The following is a 25,577-nucleotide window of genomic DNA, read 5'->3' as shown; positions in this document are numbered from 1 at the left end:
TTATTGTTTTGAAATTCTGTCTGCCATTATTAATGCATTATACAAATTTGCCATTTTTCCTGATGTTGAAAGGGAAGTAAATGCTGCTGTACTCGCAGGATTTCCACCAAGTACAACCTCTGCACTGCTGCTTAAACCGCTATCCATAATGATTTGTTTCACCTGTGGCGCTGTTAATTTAGGATAAAATGAACGAATAATAGCGGCAACTCCTGCTACAGCCGGTGCTGCCATGGAAGTTCCCTGTAAGAATTCGTATTCATTATTTGGCGTGGTGGACCATATTTGTGTCCCGGGTGCGAAAACATCAACATTAAGATTGCCATAGTTTGAAAAACTTGCCACTAGATTGGAACCATACGTATAATTTAAAGCTCCTACAGTAAGGAAATTGTCTACAATCTCACTTGGATTTTCAGGATCCTGGTCATTTGGATACATAACATTCTCATCCAGGTTGATTCCGTCGTTTCCGGCAGCATTAACGATCAAAACATCATTTTCGGCGGCATATTGAATGGCTTCTCTTACCCATTCAGGATGTGGTGAAAAAGATTTTCCGAAGCTGGTATTGATCACACTTGCTCCATTATCTACGGCATAACGTATGGCCAGGGCAATGTCTTTGTCATACTCATCTCCATCTGGAACGGCACGAATGGCCATAATTTCCACATTATTGGCAACTCCGTTTATTCCAATTCCATTGTTTCGCTCGGCAGCAATAATACCGGCAACGTGCGTACCGTGTTTGATATCTTCTTTGTCTGGTGTTGGCCCTATTACGTTATTGTTCCCGTAATTGGTATCTGTAATATCATTTGGATCATCACCTACGATGGCTCTTCCGTTAAGCTCAAGATTGAAGTGGCTGGAAAGTCTTCCGGAGAAATAATCCAGTGCTTCGTTCAGTTGGTCTATAGCTTTGGGAATACTTTCTCCCACACTTCCCAATACTTGTGAAAGAAAGCCTTTATACTGCTGCATTTCTTCGGTAGTAGCTTCCATAGAAGCAAGTTCTGAGCGCGTGTAATCTTCTTTACCTAATTCTTCTGAAACCGCCTGGTGAGCCATTTCCAGCTGCTGAAGAATTCCTTCATACTGGTTTTTCATTTGCAGTGTTTCATTGTACTGCTTCTGGTATTCTGCCTGTGCAGCTTTATAAAGCTTAAATTCTTCCTGGTTCTCTTCACTAATCGAAGAAGCAGGAATACCATCATATTTTGGTTTAAGGTCTCTGTATATCCTGGTGTATTCCAGGTTCTCCTCTACAGCATCACCAAGAAAATTCCACCCATGAATGTCATCTACATAGCCGTTATTGTCATCATCTTTATTGTTGTTTGGCTTCTCACCTTTATTGGTCCATATCACGCCATCAAGGTCCTCGTGTTCAATATCAACCCCGCTGTCTATAACACCTACAATTACTTTATTGCCTTTGTAGTTTTTAATGATCTCTTCATAAGCCTTGTTTACGCTCATTCCCGGTACAGTGTCTGAAACGAGATCTGCTCCTCCCCATCCTTTTAATTCGGTTTCAGAAAGATCTGAAACCTTCAACGGCATGGAATCTATATTTTCTAAAGGAGTTGAGACAATTGCTGGAGCAGAGCTACCACAACCTGTCATTGTTGCAGCCAATCCTGCAATGAGTAGGGGTCTAAAAATGGGTATTTTCATAGTATTCTTTTAGTTAAAAAGTTCATTAAATGTATATGTTTCCTTCAGGCGGACACCCTTTTCGGTTTCTTGAACGCGAATTATTTCGTTATGAGCATCATGCTGCATAAAAAGTAAAAAATCTTCATCTGCAGCTTTCTTTAAAAAAGTTTCTTTCTCCGGAAGGGTGAGTAAAGGTCGTGTATCAAAGCCCATGACGTATGGCAACGGGATATGTCCTGCAGTAGGAAGAAGATCGGCCATGAAAACCAGGTTCTTTCCCTTGTATTTTATATGCGGAATCATTTGCTTGTCTGTATGACCATCAACAAATAATATTCCAAAGCCTAATTCTGAATCTTCCTGGAAAGCTCCGTTGGTTCTTTCAATAAAATTCAGTTGTCCGCATTCCTGCATTGGAAGAATATTTTCTTTTAAAAAAGAGGCTTTTTCGCGGTCATTTGGATTTGTAGCCCAATCCCAGTGCTCTTTATTGCTCCAGAAACGAGCATTCTTAAAAGCAGGTTCGTAGCCGGTGCGATCTTTGTTCCACTGTATGCTTCCGCCACAATGATCAAAATGAAGATGCGTCATAAAAACATCTGTGATGTCGTCCCGATGAAAACCATGTGCTTTTAAAGATTTATCAATAGAATGATCTCCCCAGCGGTAATAATATCTGAAGAATTTGTCACTTTGCTTATCTCCCATTCCTGTGTCTATAAGAATGAGGCGGTCACCGTCTTCAACGAGAAGACATCTCGCAGCAATGTCAATCATATTATTGGCATCGGCTGGATTTGTTTTGTTCCAAAGCGATTTTGGCACCACGCCAAACATGGCACCTCCATCTAATTTAAAGTTGCCTGCCTGTATAGGATATAACTTCATTAATTGTGAATTTTTGATGAACCAGCTATAAATCAAGCTGAGATTGAATGGCACTTAACCGTAGCCTTTCAAAAATGACGTTTTAGGGGTCTAAATTTAAGGAATTATTGCAGATAAACTACTCTTTCACCTGTTTGAATGGTATCATCGTAATGAAAAGGTCTCGTTCTGCTTTCAGGATCAATAATTATAAGGGGAAGAATTCTTTTTTCCTCGTAGTCCTGAATTTTATACCATTCACGAGTACTTATCTCTTCTGAAACTTCTACTTCTTTCTCTTCAAAGTCTCCCGAAGTGATTTTGTAGATCCATGGGGCGGGAAGCATTTTCGTAGCAAACATAGAAGAAGCACCAGTTTTATCTAAAAGTTCAACATCTGCTCCTGTTTCACTGCGGGTCATGAGAACGATTTTTTGTGGTACATAGAAAGAATCGTGGGCAAGCTGTGCTGCCAGTAAATTGATTTCGCTATTCCCGGTAAGGCCTAGAAAAGTGCCTTTGTCAATAGCATTTGCTTCTTCCATCGTCTCCTCTTTCAGGATATTTCCATAGATGGTCCTAAGTCCCTGCTGTTTGGCAGCTTCGAGAAAATCCCGGTTGGAATCAACGACAGTAACTTCATTATCATCAGACTGTAATTTTTTGGCAACATAAAGGCCTAATGGGTTTGCCCCAAGAATGATATAGCCGTTACGAGATTGTTGATGAACCAGTTCACCGCGTTTCTTAAGCCAGTTGGTGGTCCAGGTAAGAAGTATGGGAACACTAAGGGTGGTAAAAATGGCCATAAAAACGAGAATGGAAAATATTTCGGCTGAAATGATCCCCATTTGGAGTCCAATACCTGCAATAATGATTTCTACCGCACCACGGCCGTTCATTCCTGTACCTACAGCTATACCTTCACGCCAGCCGAATCCGCTGGGAAGGTAAAACAATGCGGTTCCAAAAATCTTTCCTATCATAGCAACAAGGGTAACAGAAACGAGCAAAGCGAGATCAGATTCAAAAACATCCAGGGTTACGTGAAAACCTGCGGTGACAAAAAAGATTGGTGCTAAAAACCCGATAGAAATATCATGAAAAACCTCATTTATTTCCTTTGAGATTTGCCTGTTGAACACTCCATCCCTAATGAAAAGTCCGGCCATGAAAGCACCTAAAATGCTGTGAAGACCGGCAATTTCTGCTAGTTCTGCAAAGGCAAAGACGATTATGAGAATAAGGGTAAAATGAAGAGTTCGGCTTTTATTACCTGTTTTTGAGAGATATTTTCCTAAGACAGGTAAAAGATAAATTCCGGCTAATGCCGTTAGGGCAAAGAAGAGAATAGCTTTACCGGCTACCCATAGCAAGCCCAGAGTGTCAATATTTCCGGCGTCCACAAAACTTACTATTCCGGCGAAAATAATTAGAGCAAGCGTGTCAGATATCAATGCACCGGCCATTAATACGTAGGCAATACGGGTATTGAGGAGTTTTAGATCAACGAGAATACGGCTTTTTGTTGCAAGTGACGTGACTCCCACGGCAATTGCCACAAAAACGGCAGCCATATTGGTACCACCAAAGAAAATGATCGTGTAATATCCTAAAGCGAAAGGTACAATGAAACCTCCGGCAGCAGCCAATAAGCCCGGCCACGAGGCTTTTCCCAGATCGCGAAAATTAATTTCAATTCCAATGTAGACCATGAGCAGAATTATGCCCACTTCTGCAAGAACATCAAGCATTTCGGAACTCTCTACGAGTCCAATTAAAGCGGGTCCAAGAATGATCCCGATAATTAGTTCCCCTAAAATGGCAGGATAACCCAACTTTTTTGAAAGAGATCCTCCCAGCCATGCAGCTAACAGAATTATAAGAAGGTTTAAAATATTGAATTCTTCCATAAGCAGCAGTTTCTAAGGTGAAAACCAATGATTTGCAAAATACAAGGATGCTTTTAAAATTATGTTATTATAATTAAAATTTAACTTTTTTGATGAATTTAATCCTCCATATTTGTTACACCCTTAGCTACCATGAATGGTATTTTGAGGATATTTTAGAATTTGAGGACTATATCATATTTAGGTAAGATCCTGTTTTAGCAGGTACATGAAAAATGAAGGAATTTCTGGATATTTTGAGTCATGAATTTGAGTTGCCCCTTAGCAACCCGGTGCTCGTTTTTGCACTTATTCTTATCATCATACTTGTTTCTCCCGTGCTTCTAAGAAGAGTGAATATTCCGGGGATTATCGTCTTGATTGTTTCGGGAATTATAATTGGTCCTTTTGGTGCCGGTCTTTTGGAACAGAATTCGGCCATAGATCTCTTTTCCAAAATAGGTTTATTATACATAATGTTTATTGCAGGCCTTGAACTGGATATGAATCAATTCAAAGTGAATAGAAATAAAAGTTTTCTCTTTGGATTTCTCACTTTTTCACTGCCTCTTGCTATTGGTTTTCCCGTTTGTTTCTACCTCCTGAAATATGATTTTAATGCGAGTTTTTTAACAGCAAGTATGTTTGCCACTCATACACTTCTGTCTTACCCAATAGTAAGTAAAACTGGTGTTTCTAAAAATGAAGCAGTAGCGATCACCGTAGGAGGAACTATTTTAACTGACACGGCTGTATTGCTCATCCTGGCAGTGATTATGGGTAATGTTCAGGAAGGTGGCCTCACGTCCAATTTCTGGCTGCGCTTGATCATATCTTTGACCATTTTTTGTGCGATCATGTTCCTGCTGGTTCCAAAAATCGCTAAATGGTTCTTTACCAGCATGGAAAAGGAAAAACATTCCCATTACATTTTTGTTTTGACCGTGGTTTTTCTTTCCGCTTTTTTGGCAGAACTGGCGGTTGTGGAAGATATCATAGGAGCGTTTCTCGCCGGGCTGGCGCTAAACAGATTGATTCCGCATTCCTCCGCACTTATGAACAGAATAGAATTTATGGGAAATTCGCTTTTCATTCCATTTTTCCTGATTAGTGTAGGGATGCTGGTGGATGTAAGTGTAATCTTTAGCGGGTACAACGCAATTGTGGTGGCTGTGACCTTATCTATTGTAGCTATTTTGGGAAAATGGTTAGCTTCTTTTTTTACCCAAAAGCTGTTTAAATATACAGCTATACAGCGCAAGGTAATTTTTGGACTGAGTAGTGGTCATGCTGCAGCAACTCTTGCAGTTATTCTGATTGGTTACAGTGAAGGAATTATTGATGAAAATATTCTTAACGGGACGATCATATTAATTTTAGTAACATCTATTGTAGCCACTCTTGCTACTGAAAATGCTGCAAAACAAATGCTTGCTGAAACCAAAGCAGTTAATCCCCAAGAAGTAAAAAATTCTGAAAATTACAAAATGGAGAATATCCTTCTTCCCCTGGCCAACATTACAAACCTTGATAAACTTCTGGAATTTGCCATTCTTATTAGAGATAAAAATTCAACGAATCCTATTTCCATTGTTTCTGTGGTACCCAATGATGAACAGGCAGAAATAAATATTGTTCAGGCAAAAGACAGGCTAGATGAATTTGTAAAACAAGCTTCGGCAACAGAAACCGCAGTTGAAATTACTGCTACCATTGATACAGATATTGCCAGCGGCATTTCCCGAAAATCCAAAGAATTAATTGCAGATTTAATTGTAATGGGATGGCCCAGGAGTTCAGGAAAAAATGAGGTCATAGGGGAAAAAATGTCCCAGATCATCGAACAAACATCAAAAACCATCTTTTTATGCGAATCAAATAAACCCTGGGCTACACATCCAAAAATAGTATTAGCTGCGCCACCACATTCAGAAAAAATGGAAGGTTTTGAATTGTGGGTGAAAAAAGTAATTCGAATGGCGGAGGAATTAAGTGTAGAAATTGTGGTGAATTGTACTGCGGAATCTAAAAATGCTATTGAAATACTGGTTCAGAAACTAAAGATAAAAGCACCTTTTCAATTTAATGTGCTGTCAATCTGGGGTGATTTTTTGGATATATGGAAAAATGTAGGGCCTGAAGATCTTGTAATTTTCATCAGCGCACGAAAAAATGCGGCTGCCTATCAGCCAAGTTTAGATATTATTCCTCAAAAAATTGAAGAATATCTTAGTAAGAACACAAAGATACTGGTGTTTCCGCAGTAGCGTCTTACGATTTTTATTTAATAAAGTTTTAATGTTTTACCCTTCCTGAGGGTTTTAAGAGCTTCTTTATCTTAAGATAATGCCATTTTATTTGGGAAAATGGGTAACTTTCTGAAGTTTTTATTACTATAGCACAAATTTTCCTTAATGTTAGAATTAGCAGGACTCGTAATACTTGGAATACTTGCACAATGGGTGGCCTGGAGATTGAAGATCCCGGCAATTTTGCCCCTTATTTTAATAGGCCTTTTTGTAGGACCAGTTTCTACTTTAATTTCTGAAGATGGAACGAAATGGCTTGAACCTATCTGGAATGGAGAGGAGGGCGTCTTTCCGGGTGAAAGCCTGTTCTATTTTGTCTCCCTGGCGATTTCGATCATTTTATTTGAGGGCGGACTTACCCTTCGAAGAAGTGAAGTAGGAAATATTGGACCTGTAATTGTAAAGCTCATTAGTGTGGGCGTGATAGTTACCTTTATAGGTGCAGGACTGGCCGCACATTTTATTTATGGCTTTTCCTGGCAAATCTCCTTCTTGTTCTCTTCACTCATTATTGTGACAGGTCCCACGGTGATTGCACCTATACTGCGTAATATTCCTCTTAAAAAACATGTGTCTTCCATTCTTAAGTGGGAGGGAATTCTTATAGATCCAATTGGCGCTTTAATTGCTGTTTTAATGTTTGAATTTATTCGTGTCGAAGGAGGACAGGATTTCACTCAGACAGCATTGATGGAATTCGGAAAAATCCTGCTATTTGGATTTACTTTTGGATTTACTTTTGCCCATTTTCTTGCATTTCTTATTAAAAAGCAGGTCATCCCTCATTATCTGCTCAATGTTTTTACTTTGGCTACTGTTCTAGGAGTCTTTGTACTGGCAGATATGTTTGCGCATGAAAGCGGACTTCTGGCCGTAGTGGTCATGGGAATGGTAATGGGTAACCAAAAACTACCAAATATTAAAGAACTTCTATATTTTAAAGAATCTCTGAGTGTATTATTGATTTCCATACTTTTCATTCTTTTATCGGCAAATATTAAAGTGGAGGAGTTAATGCTCATTTTTAACTGGAAAGCTTTAATTTTATTTGGAGTGGTAGTGCTTGTGATTAGACCCCTCGGAGTTATTTTAAGCTCCCTGGGTTCAGGCCTAAAAGTTAATGAAATTGCATTTATCAGTTGGGTGGGACCAAGAGGTATAGTTGCAGCAGGTATTGCTTCTCTTTTTGGACTTAGACTAGCCAGGGAAGGTGTAGAAGGTGCCGAATATATCACGCCGCTGGTATTTATGATTGTACTTCTTTCTGTGCTCTTGAATGCAACAACAGCAAGACTTTTTGCAAAACTCGTAGGTGTATTTATAAAAGATGCTGAAGGAATTCTCATTATTGGAGCTTCCTCTATCTCAAGGCTGATAGGAAAATATCTCCAGGACAATGACAGGCATGTGGTTTTAGTAGATAATAATGCAGATAACATACGAAAGGCCAAAGGCCTGGGATTGGAGGCAATCGAAGGTAGTGTTTATGCAGATGATCTTATGAACAATATTGAGTTGAATGATGTAGGTTATCTCATGGCCATGACTCCAAACAGCGACATCAACAAAACAGCGATTACAAAATTTACGAAGCAGTTTGGTGAAAATGGTTCTTTTAGAGTGGTTTCTTCAGATGAAATGAATAATCCTGAAAAGAATCCTTCAGAAGGGCTTTTTTCACACACAGATGATTACATCAAATTAACCGAAGTTTCTCGAAAATATCCTACTATTCATGAAATCCCGCTTAACAGTAAAACTCACTACAGCGGCTTGATTGAAATATCAAAAACTCATCCAGAAATCATTCCTTTGTTTGTTAAAAGACCTTCAGGAGCATTGAGTATTATTCCTTCCCACAGTTCTGAAGTGGAAATACACGAAGGTTCTAAGCTGGTGTATTTGGGGAAAAAGATCCAAAAAGAAGAAGCGATGGATGAGGAAGAAGACTATGAGGAAACAGTAGAAGAACTGGATGAAAATGAACAATAGAATTTAATCTTTTTCAATCTCTTCCACTAGTTCATCTGTGATTTCCATGTTGTGATATACATTCTGAACATCATCATCATCTTCAAATTTCTCCACAAGATCAATGATTTGTTTTGCGTTCTCAACAGGAAGTTCAAGCGTGTTTAAAGGGATACGTTGAACTTCAGAATTTTTGGTTTCAATTCCCATTTCCTCTAGTTTGGAATTCATCAAACCAAAATCAGTGAACTCTGTGTAGACGGTAATGAAATCATCTTCTTTTTCTATACTTGTGGCACCTCCTTCAATTAGTTCCAGTTCAAATTCTTCCATATTCATTTGAATGTTTTCTTTTTCGATGACAAAAACTCCTTTTTTATCAAATAAAAATTCCAGAGAACCATTGGTGCCAAGACTGCCGCCATTCTTTGAAAAAATAGATCTTACAGAAGCCACTGTTCTATTGGTATTATCTGTAGTGCATTCCACAAAGATCGCAATACCATGGGGTCCATAACCTTCAAAGGTGACAGCTTCATAATTGTCGGCCTCTGCCCCACTTGCTTTCTTTATAGCGCGTTCAATGGTGTCCTTGGGCATATTTACCCCTTTGGCATTAGATACAGCATTACGCAGCGCCGGATTTGTTTCCGGGTCTGGTCCTCCTCCTTCTTTTACTGCCACACTTATCTCCTTGATCGCCCTGGTGAACTGTTTTGCACGCTTTTTATCCTGTGCTCCTTTGCGATGTTTTATGTTTGCCCATTTACTATGTCCGGCCATTTGTAGAAAATTAGTTACTGAGTTCGTGGTTCGGAGTATTTCCGATGGTCTTGACAAAGGTAAAAAAGTTCAGGACAAGGCAGAAATATGACACGAATTCTCAGTTTTTCAATTTAATAAACCTATCTGAACTTCTATGAATTTCAATTTTGAAGATTTAGAAGTGTATAAGAAGTCTCTAATTTTTACAGACCTAGTTTATAGAGTGACCCGGGAATTTCCAAAGGAAGAGACCTATGGGCTAATATCGCAGTTTAGAAGAGCTGCGGTTTCGATCTCGTTAAATATTGCTGAGGGTTCGGCAGGTTCAAAAAGAGAATTTTCAAGATATTTGGGAATAGCTTCAGGTTCCTTAAGGGAATGTGTGGTATGTATAACAATTGCAGAAAAGCAATTATTCATTACCTCCATTCAACAGACAGAAATGAGAGCAAATTTGGTTGAAATTTCCAAGATGATCTCAGGTTTAAAAAATTATCTTGAAAAATAACCTTTTACTTCTCCGAACTCCGAACTCAAAACTCCTTAATCATTTAACTTCAAAACAGCCATAAAAGCTTCCTGTGGAATTTCCACATTTCCTACCTGGCGCATTCTTTTCTTACCTTTCTTCTGCTTTTCTAAAAGTTTTCTTTTACGGGAAATGTCTCCTCCGTAACATTTGGCGGTAACATCTTTTCTAAGTGCCTTTACAGTTTCACGGGCAATAATTTTTGCTCCAATCGCCGCCTGGATAGGAATATCAAACTGCTGTCTCGGGATAAGTTCCTTTAACTTCTCACACATCTTTTTACCTATGTCATAGGCATTGTCTACATGTAGTAAAGCCGAAAGTGCATCAACGCCGTTACCGTTCAGTAGAACATCTACTTTTACGAGTTTTGACTGGCGCATTCCAATAGGGGAATAATCAAAGGATGCATAGCCTTTCGATACCGTTTTCAAACGATCATAGAAGTCAAAAACGATTTCTGCCAGGGGCATATCAAAAGACAATTCTACGCGCTCGGTAGTAAGGTAGGTTTGATTAGTGATCTCGCCACGCTTTTCAATACATAAAGACATTACCGGGCCAACAAAATCTGCTTTCGTAATAATTGTAGCTTTAATATATGGTTCTTCTACTTTCGCAAGGCTCGAAGGCTCGGGAAGGTCTGAAGGATTATTTACAAGGATTATATCTTCCGGATGCTTATGCGTGTAGGCGTGGTAAGAAACGTTTGGTACGGTTGTTATAACCGTCATATCAAATTCTCTTTCCAGTCGCTCCTGAATGATCTCCAGGTGCAGCATTCCAAGGAATCCACAACGGAAACCAAAACCCAGTGCGGCCGAACTTTCGGGAGTAAACACCAGCGATGCATCGTTTAGCTGAAGTTTCTCCATAGAAGCTCGAAGTTCTTCGTAATCTTCGGTATCAACAGGATAAATTCCTGCGAATACCATTGGCTTCACATCTTCAAAGCCGGGAACGGCTTCTGTAGTAGGATTTTTTGCATCTGTGATCGTATCTCCTACTTTAACCTCTTTGGCTTCTTTTATACCCGTAATTAAATAGCCTACATCTCCTGTCTTTATTTCCTGTCTTGGAAATTGTTTCAGCCTTAAAGTTCCTACTTCATCTGCAGAATAATTCTTGTTTGTTGCTACGAATTTTATATTCTGTCCTTTTTTAATTGTTCCGTTAATAACTCTGAAATAAGTCTCAACTCCTCTAAAAGGATTATAAACCGAATCAAAGATTAAGGCGCGAAGAGGTGCGTCGACTTTTCCTGAAGGAGGTGGAATTCGTTCAATAATGGCAGCCAGGATCTCCTCAATTCCAATGCCCGTTTTAGCACTTGCAGGAATTACCTCAGACGGATCACAACCTAAAAGGTCTACAATATCATCTGTCACTACTTCTGGATTTGCACTAGGAAGATCTACCTTGTTGAGCACTGGAATGATTTCCAGATCATTTTCCAGAGCAAGATATAAATTTGATATTGTTTGTGCCTGTATACTTTGTGCGGCATCCACGACCAGCAAAGCACCTTCACATGCAGCAATAGAACGTGAGACTTCGTATGAAAAATCTACATGGCCCGGGGTATCGATGAGGTTTAGAGTAAATTGTTCTCCTTTATATTCATAATCCATTTGGATCGCATGACTCTTAATGGTAATCCCTCGCTCACGCTCCAGGTCCATACTATCAAGTAGTTGTTCCTGTTTTTCACGATCTGTGACAGAACCGGTAAAATCAAGAAGCCTATCGGCTAAAGTGCTTTTACCGTGGTCGATATGTGCAATAATGCAAAAATTACGAATGTGCTTCATGTGTCTTTTTCATAGCTGGCTATAAAAGATAACCAACTTAAATTATGCAGGCAAATATAGTTTATTTAGAAGTCTTCAAAGAAAAATTGTAGCGCACTGTTAGCTGAAGTTTAGAAACAGACGGAGCTTCTTCAGATAAAATTGCACTTTATTGAAAATATTATAAAAGTATTTGTTTATTATAAAAAAAACAGCATACTTTGTAGGTGTGTCTTTCTTAATTTTTAAAAAGATTAGTTATTAAAACTTTCTGAAATGTGAAAGGAGAAAGTTTTCATACTTATGAAGTAATGAGTGATAGAACAATAGGTGTTGATATAGGAGCAACAAAAATCCACGTAGGAGTGGTGCAGTCGGGAATCGTACAAAGGGAGCATCAATTTCCCACTTTAGCCGGTGCCGGGAAAGAAGATATTATCCAGAACCTTATTGAAGGAATAGAAGCTATTGGCGGTAGTGATTTTGCCGGTATTGGTATTGGAGTACCGGGTTTGGTAGATGAGGAAAAAGGGATTATCTATGATCTTTTAAATATAGCTTCCTGGAAAGAAGTATATCTAAAAAGACATTTAGAACAGCATTTTCAAAAACCAGTGCGAATTACCAATGACGCGAATGTATTTGCACTGGGAGAAAAAACATTTGGCCAGGGTAAGACATTTCGGAATATGGTAGGTGTTACTATGGGTACTGGACTGGGAACAGGAATTATTATAGATCATAAACTCTACTCGGGTAACCTCTCGAGTGCAGGTGAATTGGGAAGCATTCTATACCTGGACAAGACTATTGAGGACTATTGCAGCGGGAAATTCTTTATGAATGAATATAACATTTCAGGAAAAAAGATATATGAGCGAGCGCAGATGGGTGAAAAAGAAGCTCTGGAAGCTTTGAAGGAGTATGGGAATCACCTTGGCAACGCGATCAAACATATTATGTACATCCTCTCTCCCGAAGCTATTTTCCTTGGAGGCTCAGTAAGCAAATCTTATTCATTTTTTGAAGCAGGACTTAGAGAGAACCTGCAAAATTTTCCGTTTAAGAAGGTGCTGGAAAAGCTGGTAATAAAACCTTCAGAAGTGTCAAATATTGCAATCCTTGGTTCTGCGGCGCTTATAGTTTCAGAGTTTTCCGAAGAAAAGCGTTCAGCAAAAAAAGCACATAATAAAAATTTTATATCCTAGAAATCCACTCCTAAAAGTATGGCAAATTCAGTAGCAAAAGAAGCAGATAATTCACAAGGTTCTGCCAATACCAATCGCTCCATAATTATCATTGGAGCATTATTTTTCATCTTCGGATTCGTCACCTGGCTTAACGCCCTATTGATTCCATATCTCAAGATTGCCTGTGAACTCACTACTTTCCAGTCTTATTTTGTCACTTTTGCCTTCTATATCGCTTATGTGGTGATGGCGCCTATTTCTACGAGGACATTAAATCATTTCGGGTTTAAAAAAGGAATGTCGGTCGCTTTGGGAGTAATGGCTGTGGGAGCACTGCTTTTCATCCCTGCAGCAATAAACCGTACATACCTGATTTTTCTCCTTGGGTTGTTTGTCATGGGTGGTGGATTGGCCATCCTTCAAACCGCAGTTAATCCTTATGTTACTATAGTTGGGCCGGCAGAGAGTGCGGCAAAACGTATAAGCATCATGGGAATCTGCAATAAACTTGCAGGTGCGGCGGCTCCTATTTTAATTGGATTCTTTCTTCAGTTAGACAAGGCAGAAGAACTTACGGGAACCACTAATGAAGCCGCTCTTAATGAGATGGCGCTAAGAGTAATTCCGCCATACATCGGGATAATTGTAGTGCTTATTTCTTTGGCGCTGTGGGTCTATAAGTCCAGCCTTCCCGAAGTAGAGGCCGAAGATGAAGAGGATTCAAGTGCTGTACAAAAAGGAGCGAAAAAGATTTCAGATTACCCACACGCCATTCTGGGTGTGGTGACGTTGTTCATCTACGTGGGAGTGGAAGTGATTGCTGTTGATACCATCATTGACTATGGAATTTTTCAGGGATTCGATTTTGAGACAGCAAAAGGTTTTACTACGGGCACCATGGCAGCAATGATTATAGGTTATTTGATAGGGATCGTGGCTATTCCGAAGTATATCAAGCAGGAAAACGCCTTAAAAGTGTGTGCTATTTTGGGAGTGGTGTTTACAGTTGGAGCTATTTTCACCTCAGGCTTTTTGTCTGTAGCTTTTATCGCTCTATTGGGATTAGCAAATTCTCTCATGTGGCCCGCGATATGGCCATTAGCTCTGGCTGATGTTGGGAAGCTTACAAAAGCTGTTTCCTCCTTACTCGTGATGGGAATTGCCGGAGGAGCAATTATCCCACTTGCTTATGGAGGTTTGGCAGAAGTTTTCAACAAACAAGGTGCATATTGGGTGGCCGTTCCGCTTTATTTGTTCATCCTTTATTACGCTGTTGCAGGGCATAAAATTAGAAAAGCATGAGACCCTATTTATTAGCTGAATCATCATGGAAAGACGTAAAAGAAGAGAAAACTGAAGTAGTTGTTTTACCCTGGGGAGCAACCGAAGCTCATAATTATCATCTTCCATACGCTACAGATAATTACCAGATAGAAGCTATTGCTGCGGAAGCAGGAAAACAGGCATGGAAAGCCGGTGCAAAGGTAAAAGTGCTTCCAAACATCCCTTTTGGAGTAAATACTGGGCAGGCAGATATACAACTTGATATTAACCTTTATCCAAGCACGCAGCTAGCAATCCTGTCAGATATTATTGAAGTTTTGAACCGGCAGGGCATCTATAAATTAATAGTATTAAATGGTCACGGCGGCAATAACTTCAAGCCTCTTTTAAGGGAGCTGGGATTGAAGTATCCAAAAATGCTGTTAGTGATGACCAATTTTTTCCAAACGGTAGACAAAAATGCCTTTTTTGAAGAGAAAGGTGACCATGCAGATGAAATGGAAACCAGCCTTATGATGCACTTGCATCCAGATCTTGTTCTTCCGCTTGGGCAGGCCGGTTCAGGCAGGGAAAATAAATCCAGGATCGCCGGAATAAGAGAAGGCTGGGCCTGGGCCGAAAGACAATGGTCTATGGTAAGTGAAGATACCGGCATAGGAAACCCTTACAAAGCAACGCCCGAAAAAGGAGAGAAATTCTTTAAAGCTGTTTCACAAAAAGTGGGAGAGCTGATAAAAGATGTTGCCGAAGTCGAAATAGATAATCGGTACGAATCTAAATAACACTAAGTAATTAACCCGAAAAAGCTTATATATTAAGCTTTTTCAGAATAAATCTGCATTTTATGAAATTACCGTTCCTTAAAATTTCCTCGGCCTTTGTGGTGGGATTCCTGTTCTTGACGTCATGTTCAGGCTCTCAAAAATCTCAAGAAGAACCTGTGGTGACAGTAGCAGCAGAGGTAGAAATACCGGCAATTATACCCTTGCCGCAAGCTGTAGAATGGGGTGAAAATTCCTATACGCTACCGCGAGAGAATGTGATTTGTTACACTGCGGGAAGCGAAAAATCTGTGAAATGGCTGCAACAGCTTTTAACGGCAGCAGGTTTACAATCTTCAACCACAACAGGAGAAGATTGTGGTAACTGGAACATTAGCATGGATTCAGGTTTGGAAGGAGAGACAGGAGAGGAAGGTTACCTACTTGAAATCACCGACTCTGGAGTTTCTTTAAAAGCGGCAACAGAAGCCGGGTTATTCTACGGAATTCAAACCTTACGTCAAATGTTCCCTTCTGAGATAGAAAACCAGGAACTTGAAGGCCAGGTAGTCTTACGTCAAACCTCTATTAAAGATCAACCGGAATATTCCTGGAGAGGAACGATGGTGGATGTTGCCCGAAGTTTCTTTGGCTTAGATTATCTAAAGCGTCACGTAGACAGGATGGCGCTTTATAAAATGAACCGTCTACATTTACACCTGACAGATGATCAAGGCTGGAGAATAGAAATTAAGGGTTGGCCAAAATTAACAGAAGTGGGCGGTAAAGGATCTGTGAGAAGAGGACGTGGAGGATTCCTTACGCAGGAAGAGTATAAAGAGCTTCAGGATTATGCGCTGGCGAGAAATATCATCATAATTCCTGAAATAGACATGCCGGGACATATTTACGCCGCGCTTGTTTCTTATCCAGAACTTAATTGTGAGGGATTTTCAAATTTAAGTCCGCAGCGCGTTACACCACCAGAGTTGTATGAAGAATACAACGTGGGCTGGAGTAAATTCTGTCTTGAAAATCCTGAAATTTATGATTTTGTGAGCGATGTGATTGGAGAAATGTCAAATATCACCAAAGGACCCTGGATACATATAGGTGGAGATGAGATTGAAGATCCACGATATGAGGAATTTGTTGTAAAAGCAGATTCCATTGTGCAAACTTATGGGAAGATAAGCATTGGATGGGAAGAAGTGACAAAAGCCGAGGTGAGTTCAAGTCTTATCAGTCAGCAGTGGCATGGTAAAGTGGATCCTGTGGTTGAAGGAAATAAAGTAATCCATTCGTTATGCTCCCAATATTATTTTGATCATGCTAACATCCCGGGGCAGGAAAACACAAACAACTGGTGTAAAAAGGATGGGGTAAGTCTTGAAGACACCTACAGTTTTAATAATGGTAACCCCAATGTGATTGGAATAGAGGCTCCTGTGTGGAGTGAATTTGTACTTACAGATGAGATGATGGATGACCGTTTTTGGCCTCGTACAATAGCTGCGGCAGAAATTGGCTGGACCGCAGGTGAAAAAAGAGATTTTGAATCGTTTAAGGAAAGACTGGGTGCCCATGGGGATTTGTTAAGGGCTTTGGATATCAATTTCTTCAGAACACCTGGTGTAGACTGGGGTTCTGAAAAGGCCATTCCGGGAATCTTTTCTAATTTTACGCCGGCTTTAGAATAAGAAGATTTAAAAATATCTATGGAAAATAAACAGACAACAGAGCGTTCTTCAAACTACGATCATTTAGAAAAAATGAGTAGCCGGGAACTGATCACCAATATGAACAAGGAGGATCAAAGTGTTCCTAAGACCATTGAGAAGAAAATTCCGGAAATTGAAAAACTTGTGGACGTGATCGTGGAGCGAATGAAGCAGGGGGGAAGGCTCTTCTATATTGGTGCAGGCACCAGCGGCCGCCTTGGTGTTCTGGATGCTTCTGAAATTCCACCTACTTTCGGAGTTTCCGGAGATTGGGTGATAGGGTTGATTGCAGGTGGAGACACTGCGCTTAGAAATGCCGTCGAGAATGCTGAAGATGATACAGAGCAAGCCTGGAAGGACCTTCAGGAATTCTACATTAGTGAAAAAGATGTGCTGGTGGGAATTGCTGCTTCTGGAACGACGCCTTACGTGATAGGAGGTGTGAAAAAGGCCAGAAAAGAAGGTATTGCTACGGGCTGCATTACGTGTAACGAAGGCAGCCCCTTAGCTGCGGAAGCAGAATATCCCATAGAATGCGTGGTAGGCCCTGAATTTGTGACCGGTAGCACACGCATGAAAGCGGGAACAGCCCAAAAACTGGTTTTGAACATGATTTCTACAAGTGCCATGATCAAGATGGGCCGGGTAAAAGGCAATAAAATGGTCGATATGCAACTCTCTAATAAGAAGCTGGTGCAACGTGGCGTCAAAATGATCATGGAAGAGCTAAAAGTAGGGGAGGAGGAAGCTCAGCGCCTTCTACAGGAGCACGGAAGCGTGAGAAAAGCTTTTGAATCTCATAAAAAGGGTATTTAAAAAAAATATCTGAGCAACTAAGGTGGCAAAAATGGCATTTTAGGAGCTTTTTGCTGAAAGAAAAAATAGTTGAACAAAAAATCCGGAGTTTCATCGCTCCGGATTTTTATTTCCTATTTCTTATATTTCTGAATTATTTATTCAGCTATCTTTTTGAAGTATTTTACACTTTTCTCTATTTCCGGAAGGGAATTGTCCCAGTTGTATTCATATTCTGCAGAGATTACGCCTTCAAACTTCTGGCGCTTTAATTCCTGTACCATAGCATCTACATTGCTAATTCCTGTTCCCCAGGGCACATCATGGGCTTCGCTGCTTTTCTCGTTAAGATCCTTAAAGTGAAGACTGGCGATATGGCCTTCCAATTTTTTAAGATTCTCCACAGGATTCATTCCAGAGCGTACCCAGTGACCTACATCTGCGCAGGCTTTAATATTTTCTCTACCTTTTACAGCATCCAGGACGGTGTCGGGATTCCAGTAAGTACTTGGTTTGGGATGATTGTGAAGTGCTACGGTTACATCATATTCACCTGCTAACCTGTTCACCATATCCAAAGATGCCGGAGCGGGTTCAGAATTAATGATTTTGATCCCCATGTCTTGTGCAAACCCGAAAATATTGCGCCAGTCCTGTTCATTCTTTCCTGAAACGACGCCATAGGCTACGATTTCTATTCCATTAGATTTTAATAACTGTTTAACCTGCTGGCGTCTATTGGCATCCATTTCGTAATGCATCGTGCCTTCGATATTGTTTCCAATGCTTTGTCCCGGGTAAGCTTCCACGTATTCCAGATCCATGCTCTTTATTTTATCTAAAGCCTCGGAAAAGGTGAAATTCTTAAAGGAATAAGCTTGTACACCAAGTTTCCAGTCCAGATCTTTATTGATTGAGTTGTTTTGCGCTAAAACCGGTTGCAAAGTGAATACCAGCGCGAATAGTAAATAAATTTTTTTCATATCAGGTTTTTGGTTGGTTTAACTTAGGTTTCCTTTCTTCATTTCCTTCACCGCGTGGTCTACCGCCCGTGCAGTGAGTGCCATGTAGGTTAAAGAAGGATTCTGCGTACCCGTTGAGGTCATGCAGGCACCATCTGTCACAAATACATTTTTCGCATGGTGCATCTGGTTCCATTCGTTTAAAAGGGAAGTTTTGGGATCTTTTCCCATGCGAACGCCGCCCATTTCGTGAATGTCAAGACCCGGAGCCTGGTGGCTGTCGCTGGTTTGGATATTTGTAAATCCTGCGCTTTCGAACATTTCAGTTATTTGTTCAAAATAATCCTGAATCATTTTTTCATCATTATCGTCGTAATCCACCGAAAAGTTCAATAACGGCATTCCCCATTCGTCTTTTCTGGATGTACTAAGGTTCACGTAATTGCTTTCCTTTGGAATTGTCTCTCCCATCATATGACTTCCTACTCTCCAGGGACCTAACTTAGGATTAAGCAGGTTCTCCTTTAAGGTTGAACCTATTCCTTCGGTATTAGATACGGTGCTTCGATGTGCCCCTACACCTGCAGCATATCCACGTAAAAAGTTGGTTTCCTGCTTTCTAAGGTTTCTAAAACGAGGTATATACCCGCTTGTTGGCCGGTTTCCGTCGGTGGTATAATCCAGGTATCCATCGTATTCTGCCTGTACGCGTGCCCTGTAATTATGAAACGCCATATACTTTCCAAGTAATCCATTGTCATTCCCTAATCCATTTGGAAAACGTTTTGATTTAGAATTCAGCAGGATCAAATTAGTGTTAGCGGCAGATGCATTTACAAAAATGACTTTTGCGTAATACTCTGTAGTTTCTTTTGTTTTTGCATCAATGACACGAACTCCTGTCACTTTTTCTTTTTGTTCATCATAAATCAATGATTCCACTACTGAATCTGGCTGAAGCGTTAAATTCCCAGTTCTTTGTGCCCATGGAATTGTAGATGAGTTACTGCTAAAATACCCTCCGTAAGGACATCCTCGCTGGCAAACCACTCTATTTTGGCACTGGGTTCTGCCTTGTTCTGTGAAAATAGATTTCTGTTCAGAAAGATGGGCACAACGGGCAATGATTACATGCCGGTCATTATACTTTTCAGCTACCTTATCTCTAAAGTGGCTTTCTACTTTTGTCAATTCGTAGGGGCGTAAAAACTCTCCGTCAGGTAGCTCTGGAAGGCCATCCTTATTTCCCGATACACCTGCAAATTTTTCAACGTAGCTGTACCAGGGAGCAAGATCCTTGTAGCGAATTGGCCAGTCAACGGCAAAGCCATCCCTGGCAGGACCTTCAAAGTCAAAATCACTCCAGCGTTGCACCTGTCGCGCCCACAGCAAAGATTTACCTCCAACCTGGTATCCTTTGATCCAGTCAAAAGGTTTTTCCTGTACGTAGGGATGTTCTTTATCTTTTACGAAGAAATGATCTGCGTCGTCTTTAAAAGCGTAACACTTACTTACGATTGGATTCTCTTCGATTACCTCCAGGGGAAGTCTGCCGCGATATGGCATTTCCCAAGGACGCATGTGCGTAGTTGGATAATCTTTAATATGCTCTACATTTTTCCCTCTTTCAAGAACCAGGGTTTTAAGGCCTTTTTCTGTAAATTCTTTGGCGGCCCATCCACCACTAATCCCCGATCCTACGACAATAGCATCATAAGTTTGTTTTGCCTTTGCGTCTATGTTGTAATATGCCATGATTATGCGTTAGTGTAAACAGTTTTTTCAACAGGAAAGCTTCCATTGAAGCGTCCCGGAATAAATTCATACCCCAAATGATTCTCCAGGATGTATTGGGAACTCATGTACCCTGTGACTGTTAGGTCTTTTATAAAAGAGACAAAATTGATCTTTTTTTCAGGATTTTTTTCAGCAGATTCCAGGATAGTAATCACCTTTATCTTTTGTTTTTCTGAAAGTTCTGTAAAAGGTTTTTCGAAATTTTCCTTTGAAACTTTCTCCAGTTCATTAAAACCGGCCAAGAACTCCTTTTGTATATCTTTCTGAAAACATCCGTCCACCATTGCTATAATGAAACGGTCAACCTCAAGCTCTTTTGCCCCGGGAATCTCTCCTGCGGGAATATAGGTATCTACCAGTTCTGCAAGAACTAATTTCTGCTCATCGTTTATTTCGGAAGTATCTGCGGGTAGATCATCTGTGGACCAGGAATCCATCCATAGAGGCACTGTTGCCACTCCCACTGCAGATAACCCCAGTACTTTTAAGAGATTTCTTCTTTTCATAATTAGTTTTTATAGGTAGTATGTTCAATACTAAAGTTGATAAATACAAACCTGGGCTATGATAAAACAAAAATCCACTTTAGGGTTAATACTATTTTATCTAAAGCTTGCACATTTTGATCATGTAACTGTCCAAACTGTTTAGATTTCCCGAAGCTTTATATTACGCCAGTAAACTTTTATTCCGCCGCCATCATGGATTTGGAGCGCAATCTTTCCGTTAGCTTGACCAATCTTCTCATCATTATAAGAGATCATTTCCACACCGTTTAGCCAGGTAGTTACCTGATCTCCTACGACTTTGATCCTCATTTTATTCCATTCTCCGTAATTTAAGATATCTTCTTTTTCGGGATCAGGTTTAATGAGCCAGCCTCTTCCGTAGGATTCATAGACGCCGCCCGTGTGTAGGTTAGTAGGCGCGACTTCTACCTGCCAACCGGAGATCTTGGTTCCTTCCAGGCCAGATCGAAAGAAAACTCCGCTATTTCCGTCAGCTTCCTGCAGAAATTCCAATTCCAGTTCAAAATCCTTGTAATCGTCAACGGTAGCCAAATATCCATATTGTTCATCAGGTCCGCTTTCTGCCACTAAAAGATCATCTTCTACATACCATTTTTCGGTACCATGTACCTGCCATCCTGTTAGATCTTCTCCATTGAAAAGTTCAACAGAATCTGAAGATTTACAACCCGTGAAGATAAGTGTGGCCAACAAGAGCGTTAAAAATGTCATTTTTCTCATAACTTTCTGATTTTAATGTTTTTAAACCAGGTGTAACTTCCGTGATCCTGAAGACCTATAAGTCCGGAACGGGCTTCTCCGTAATCTTCAAATTCACTCCATTTCCCTTCATTTTTCCTTTTTTTCCAATCCTCGGACCACGGATCAAACTCGACCGTTTTTTGGCCATTCAGCCAGTACGTCACTTTATCATTTGTAAAGACGATCCTGCTGGTATTCCATTCTCCCACTTCTTTTAGGGCACCTTCATAATTGGGATTGTACATGCCGTAATCTGCACCAATTGATTGCCAGGCTTCCAGTTTTTGAGGAAAACCTTCTTGATCGATAATTTGATATTCTGGAGCAGTATAATACGGAGCATCATATTTTTCATCTTCAACCACATGGTAGAAGATACCGCTGTTACCTCCTTCAGCAATTTTCCAATCCAGCTGCAGTTCAAATTCTGCAAATTCTTCATCACCATATACGATATCACCGCCTATGTCACCTCCTGTACCAAGAGATTTTAAAGTACCGTCTTCTACTATCCATGCATCAGAAAGTTCATCACCATTGTACATTCTCCAGCCTTCGGTTCCGTTTCCGTCAAATAAATATTGCCATTCGTCTTCACTTGCTTCTGAAGAAACTTCTGGATTTTCTGTATTTTCCTCCACCACTTTTTCTGCTTCGGAATTTTTGCAGCTTACAAAAGCAGCCGCAACGAATAAACTGAGTATTGCTTTTTTCATTTTACTTGATTTTAATATTAAATAATTTGCATCTTTTTGGGATCCCATTTTATGAACTTTTCCTGCTGATAACTGTCATTGCAGAGCAGGGCAGGGGCCGCAGCACGGAATCCAAAAATGGGGTTTTCGGCTACCGTTCCATTTGTCCTAATGGCATGAAAAAAGTTTGCGAAATGATCATAATGGGCTCCTTTATAACCGCTCTCAGCTTTATAAACAGTTTCTAAAGGTGCTCTCATCTTCTTTCTTTCAGGTTGACGCAAATTCTCTCGTTTTTCCTGTTCAGCAAGAAAAGGATCGTCCTGTCCCGAATTCTCGTTCCGTTTTAATACAACTTCATCCCATTTTACATCCATAGAGCCTTTACTACCAACTATTTTTAGGTAAGTACTGCCACTGGTTCCATCAACGAAATTGCAGCGAAGGGAAAGATTGAAGGGTGGGTGTTCTTCAGTATCGGGATAATCGAACATTCCAAGAAGGACATCGGGCACTTCCCTTCCATCTTTCCAGTATCTAAGACCTCCTGTGGCAGAAATCTTGTTCGGCCCCAACGAATTTGTGATGAAGTGCAGACTGGAAAAGAGATGTACAAATAAATCTCCGGACATTCCGGTTCCATAATCACGATAATTTCTCCACCTGAAGAATCGCTCTTCATCGAATGGACGCTTTTTGGTATTTGAAACGTATGTTGACCAATCTACTGTGGCGGGGGAAGCATCCTCAGGGATGTGGTACTGCCATGCACCGGTTGGAGAATTCCTGGCCCAAAAACCTTCCGCATAATTAAGATCGCCAATTGCACCTGCGGCGAGAAGTTCTTTTGCTTTTTCATTACCAAGAGAGGACATACCCTGGCTTCCTACCATGAAAATTTTCCCAGATTTTTTCCAGGCATTGATTACTTCATGCCCTTCATCAACACTGTGAACCATGGGTTTTTCGCAGTAGACATGTTTGCCCGCCTTTAGGGCATCTATACTAATTTGTTTATGCCAGTGGTCTGTGGTGCCAATTATGACGGCATCAATATCTTTCCTGTTAAGAAGGTCCTTATATTTTTTTGTGGTAGAAATGTCATTTCCCCATCGCATTTTGGCTTCATCTAACCTTCCGGAATAAAGATCGCATACGGCAACGAGTTTTATGTTGTCGTGAGAAAGTGCAGTTTCAGTGTCCTGAGTGCCCATAATTCCTGCTCCAATTAAACCTAAACGGATCTCCTTTTGTCCCGACCCCGCTATAGCGAACTTTCTTTGAAGCGATTCAATATCTTTATTTTCTGCTGAAAATGCTATTGAGGGAATAGCGGCAGCTGCAGCTCCGGCTATCCCCAGATTTTTTAAAAACAAACGTCTGTTGTTACTCATGTTCAATATTTTAAAATGGTGTTGAAATGGTTTTTTATTGATCGATTGTGGGTAAAAAAGAAATCGCCTGTTTTTTTGGACAGACGATTTATGACAACTATTAAATTCAGCTAATTCAAATTTAAATTAGTAGCCTGGATTTTGCTGAAGTACCGGTCCTTCTGAAGTGGTGCTCAAGTCAATTTGACGTTGAGGAATAGGAAAGTACCGGTCATTTGTACTGAAATTGCCACCACGCACATCAGTAGTGATTTGTCCTTCGTACTGGAAGAAATCATTGAGAACTTCTTCTGCAACTCCCCATCGTACAAGGTCAAAGAATCTATGTCCTTCCATGGCTAATTCTACCCGGCGCTCATGCATGATAGCATCCATAGCTTGCTCCTGTGATGCGAAATAACCTTCAGGATATCTTTCAACATTGTAATTTGCTGCAAACTCATTAGAAAAACCTGCTGTTGGGTTCTCTGGATCCACGTAATCTTTTAACCAGAATTCAGGGTGATCAGCCATTCTTCCACGAACCATATTAACGTAATCCAGTGCCTGGTCAAGATTTCCGGTTTGCGCATGTGCTTCGGCAGCCATTAGTAAAACATCGGCAAAACGAATTATTGCATAATTTATGGCGTTCCCGGGAGCCCAGGAGCTTTGATCAGAAAACTCATCAGCATGTTCCTGCCAGTAAATGTGTTTTTTAGGTGCATAAGGTCCTCCCGAAGATTGCTCACGAATCCAGTTATATCCAGGATGATATCCCCAGTCGTGGTATGGCACATCACGTCTTCCAACGGTCCAGTCAAGACGAGGATCTAAAGATTGCGTATCTGGTGTGAATGGTTCATTAGACAATATTCCCATGTCGTTCTTTACCGGATTGTCATTGTAATTATCAATAAAAGGTAAACCTGTGGCTTCATCTGTTCGGAAGGAATTCACAAGATCCTGAGTGGGTTGATAAAATCCGCAACATCTAAAGGGACTGTTGTAAGGATAAGCTAACATGAGGCCCTGGTTTGAATTGGCAATAGTATTGGTGCCGTCATTAGCTACCATTTGAATGGCAAATACAGCTTCTTCATTATCTTCATCTGCAGCATTGAAATTGGAATGGAAATTATCTACAAGACCATAGCTTTGCCCATCTGTAGTTACCCCGTTATTGATAACTTCTTCAAATACTACTGTTGCTTCCTGAAACTTTGCCTGGTATAGAAGGGTCTTTCCAAGATAAGCACCTGCAGCCCATTTATTGGCACGACCAATTTCTCCCTGGGTAGGAGGAAGGTTGTTGTAGGCAAATTGAAAATCTGCCTCTATGTTTGGCCATATATCCACATCATTTGGCACATTTGGGTTCTCCATCGTCTCGTCGACCCACGGTACCATGTTAAACATTTTCTTTAGTTCAAAATAGTAGTGCCCTCTCAAGAATCTCGCCTGCCCGGCAATGTTGGCACGTTCATCTTCCGGAATGTCTTCAAGGGTTGATAATAACCTGAGAACGGCATTGGTACGTGCAACTCCTTCATAAAGCGCCTTCCACTTCGTGTTAAAAAATCCATTACTGGGGTCTACATTATGAACCGCTATGGAGTTAATTGGGGGCTGGTCACCACCGTCACTTCCTTTATGTGCATCTCCTCCGGTAATATCACCATAAATCCAGTTTGTTGGGGCAGATTCCCAGGGGTTTCCTCCTCCCAGGGCAACTGCATTACCTTGTAAATCCAATGCGGCATAGGCACCTAATAATAGTGCATCAACGCCTTTGTCGTCAGAAAGAACTTCGTCACTTAATGCTCCGTAGGCCGGTTTGTCTAAAAATTCCTCAGAGCAGGAGCTTAGGAAGAGTCCAAAGCCTAATGCCCATAGCATTATTACATTTCTTTTTTTCATGTTCTAAACTTTTAAATTAT

Annotated in this window: 20 protein-coding genes; 8 read left to right on the top strand and 12 right to left on the bottom strand. The window is 40.5% G+C overall.

Annotated features, from left to right (window positions below; genetic code table 11):
* The 3 genes from ACOV1Q_RS02105 to ACOV1Q_RS02095 form a co-directional block, all read right to left on the bottom strand.
* On the bottom strand, positions 1-1,683 hold the full coding sequence (locus ACOV1Q_RS02105) for a S8 family peptidase (protein WP_424492785.1): 1,683 nt from the start codon (positions 1,681-1,683) through the stop codon (positions 1-3).
* Between the two features lie 9 nt (positions 1,684-1,692).
* Complete coding sequence (locus ACOV1Q_RS02100) at positions 1,693-2,553, bottom strand: MBL fold metallo-hydrolase (RefSeq protein ID WP_424492784.1); 861 nt, start codon at positions 2,551-2,553, stop codon at positions 1,693-1,695.
* A gap of 104 nt (positions 2,554-2,657) precedes the next feature.
* Entirely contained in the window at positions 2,658-4,445 is a 1,788-nt protein-coding gene (locus ACOV1Q_RS02095) for a monovalent cation:proton antiporter family protein (RefSeq protein WP_424492783.1), read from the bottom strand.
* Between the two features lie 215 nt (positions 4,446-4,660).
* Here ACOV1Q_RS02095 and ACOV1Q_RS02090 point away from each other — a divergent pair, with 215 nt between their 5' ends.
* Together ACOV1Q_RS02090 and ACOV1Q_RS02085 are read left to right on the top strand one after the other, a co-directional pair.
* A complete protein-coding gene (locus tag ACOV1Q_RS02090; protein ID WP_424492782.1) occupies positions 4,661-6,691 on the top strand; it encodes a cation:proton antiporter in 2,031 nt (676 codons plus the stop codon).
* A gap of 147 nt (positions 6,692-6,838) precedes the next feature.
* Positions 6,839-8,725 (top strand): cation:proton antiporter, encoded by a 1,887-nt coding sequence (locus ACOV1Q_RS02085; RefSeq protein WP_424492781.1) that lies wholly within the window; start codon positions 6,839-6,841, stop codon positions 8,723-8,725.
* Between the two features lie 3 nt (positions 8,726-8,728).
* Here ACOV1Q_RS02085 and ACOV1Q_RS02080 read toward each other — a convergent pair whose 3' ends face one another.
* Positions 8,729-9,487: a YebC/PmpR family DNA-binding transcriptional regulator gene (locus tag ACOV1Q_RS02080; RefSeq protein ID WP_424492780.1), complete on the bottom strand. Its 759-nt coding sequence runs from the start codon at positions 9,485-9,487 to the stop codon at positions 8,729-8,731.
* Between the two features lie 136 nt (positions 9,488-9,623).
* Between ACOV1Q_RS02080 and ACOV1Q_RS02075 the strand changes: the two genes are divergently transcribed.
* The gene (locus ACOV1Q_RS02075) at positions 9,624-9,977 is read left to right on the top strand and encodes a four helix bundle protein (RefSeq protein WP_424492779.1); all 354 of its coding nucleotides are present in this window, start codon (positions 9,624-9,626) and stop codon (positions 9,975-9,977) included.
* A 35-nt stretch (positions 9,978-10,012) separates the two neighbouring features.
* On the opposite strand, the gene lepA is transcribed toward ACOV1Q_RS02075, so the two are convergent.
* Positions 10,013-11,809: a translation elongation factor 4 gene (gene lepA / locus ACOV1Q_RS02070; protein WP_424492778.1), complete on the bottom strand. Its 1,797-nt coding sequence runs from the start codon at positions 11,807-11,809 to the stop codon at positions 10,013-10,015.
* A 257-nt stretch (positions 11,810-12,066) separates the two neighbouring features.
* Here lepA and ACOV1Q_RS02065 point away from each other — a divergent pair, with 257 nt between their 5' ends.
* The 5 genes from ACOV1Q_RS02065 to murQ all read left to right on the top strand — a co-directional run bounded on the left by ACOV1Q_RS02065 (position 12,067) and on the right by murQ (position 17,560).
* Positions 12,067-12,996: an ROK family protein gene (locus ACOV1Q_RS02065; RefSeq protein ID WP_424492777.1), complete on the top strand. Its 930-nt coding sequence runs from the start codon at positions 12,067-12,069 to the stop codon at positions 12,994-12,996.
* Positions 12,997-13,014: 18 nt separating this feature from the next.
* Positions 13,015-14,280: a sugar MFS transporter gene (locus ACOV1Q_RS02060; RefSeq protein WP_424492776.1), complete on the top strand. Its 1,266-nt coding sequence runs from the start codon at positions 13,015-13,017 to the stop codon at positions 14,278-14,280.
* Complete coding sequence (locus ACOV1Q_RS02055) at positions 14,277-15,044, top strand: creatininase family protein (protein WP_424492775.1); 768 nt, start codon at positions 14,277-14,279, stop codon at positions 15,042-15,044. Before ACOV1Q_RS02060 ends, ACOV1Q_RS02055 begins: the two co-directional genes overlap by 4 nt.
* Positions 15,045-15,106: 62 nt before the next feature.
* On the top strand, positions 15,107-16,723 hold the full coding sequence (locus ACOV1Q_RS02050) for a beta-N-acetylhexosaminidase (protein WP_424492774.1): 1,617 nt from the start codon (positions 15,107-15,109) through the stop codon (positions 16,721-16,723).
* Between the two features lie 18 nt (positions 16,724-16,741).
* Positions 16,742-17,560: an N-acetylmuramic acid 6-phosphate etherase gene (murQ, locus tag ACOV1Q_RS02045; RefSeq protein WP_424492773.1), complete on the top strand. Its 819-nt coding sequence runs from the start codon at positions 16,742-16,744 to the stop codon at positions 17,558-17,560.
* Positions 17,561-17,697: 137 nt separating this feature from the next.
* On the opposite strand, the gene ACOV1Q_RS02040 is transcribed toward murQ, so the two are convergent.
* The 7 genes from ACOV1Q_RS02040 to ACOV1Q_RS02010 all read right to left on the bottom strand — a co-directional run bounded on the left by ACOV1Q_RS02040 (position 17,698) and on the right by ACOV1Q_RS02010 (position 25,557).
* The gene (locus ACOV1Q_RS02040; RefSeq protein ID WP_424492772.1) at positions 17,698-18,522 is read right to left on the bottom strand and encodes a sugar phosphate isomerase/epimerase family protein; all 825 of its coding nucleotides are present in this window, start codon (positions 18,520-18,522) and stop codon (positions 17,698-17,700) included.
* An 18-nt stretch (positions 18,523-18,540) separates the two neighbouring features.
* The gene (locus ACOV1Q_RS02035) at positions 18,541-20,256 is read right to left on the bottom strand and encodes a GMC oxidoreductase (RefSeq protein WP_424492771.1); all 1,716 of its coding nucleotides are present in this window, start codon (positions 20,254-20,256) and stop codon (positions 18,541-18,543) included.
* Positions 20,257-20,258: 2 nt separating this feature from the next.
* On the bottom strand, positions 20,259-20,804 hold the full coding sequence (locus ACOV1Q_RS02030; protein ID WP_424492770.1) for a gluconate 2-dehydrogenase subunit 3 family protein: 546 nt from the start codon (positions 20,802-20,804) through the stop codon (positions 20,259-20,261).
* A gap of 141 nt (positions 20,805-20,945) precedes the next feature.
* Positions 20,946-21,548 (bottom strand): 3-keto-disaccharide hydrolase, encoded by a 603-nt coding sequence (locus tag ACOV1Q_RS02025; protein WP_424492769.1) that lies wholly within the window; start codon positions 21,546-21,548, stop codon positions 20,946-20,948.
* A complete protein-coding gene (locus ACOV1Q_RS02020; RefSeq protein WP_424492768.1) occupies positions 21,545-22,285 on the bottom strand; it encodes a 3-keto-disaccharide hydrolase in 741 nt (246 codons plus the stop codon). Before ACOV1Q_RS02020 ends, ACOV1Q_RS02025 begins: the two co-directional genes overlap by 4 nt.
* Before the next feature lie 17 nt (positions 22,286-22,302).
* The gene (locus ACOV1Q_RS02015) at positions 22,303-23,658 is read right to left on the bottom strand and encodes a Gfo/Idh/MocA family protein (RefSeq protein WP_424492767.1); all 1,356 of its coding nucleotides are present in this window, start codon (positions 23,656-23,658) and stop codon (positions 22,303-22,305) included.
* Between the two features lie 126 nt (positions 23,659-23,784).
* On the bottom strand, positions 23,785-25,557 hold the full coding sequence (locus tag ACOV1Q_RS02010) for a RagB/SusD family nutrient uptake outer membrane protein (protein ID WP_424492766.1): 1,773 nt from the start codon (positions 25,555-25,557) through the stop codon (positions 23,785-23,787).
* Positions 25,558-25,577 lie beyond the last annotated feature (20 nt).

The sequence above is a fragment of the Salinimicrobium maris genome (assembly GCF_049680855.1).
Taxonomy (GTDB): Bacteria; Bacteroidota; Bacteroidia; order Flavobacteriales; family Flavobacteriaceae; genus Salinimicrobium.
Note: the sequence above shows the minus strand (reverse complement) of the source record. Positions and strands in the feature narration are given on the sequence as shown.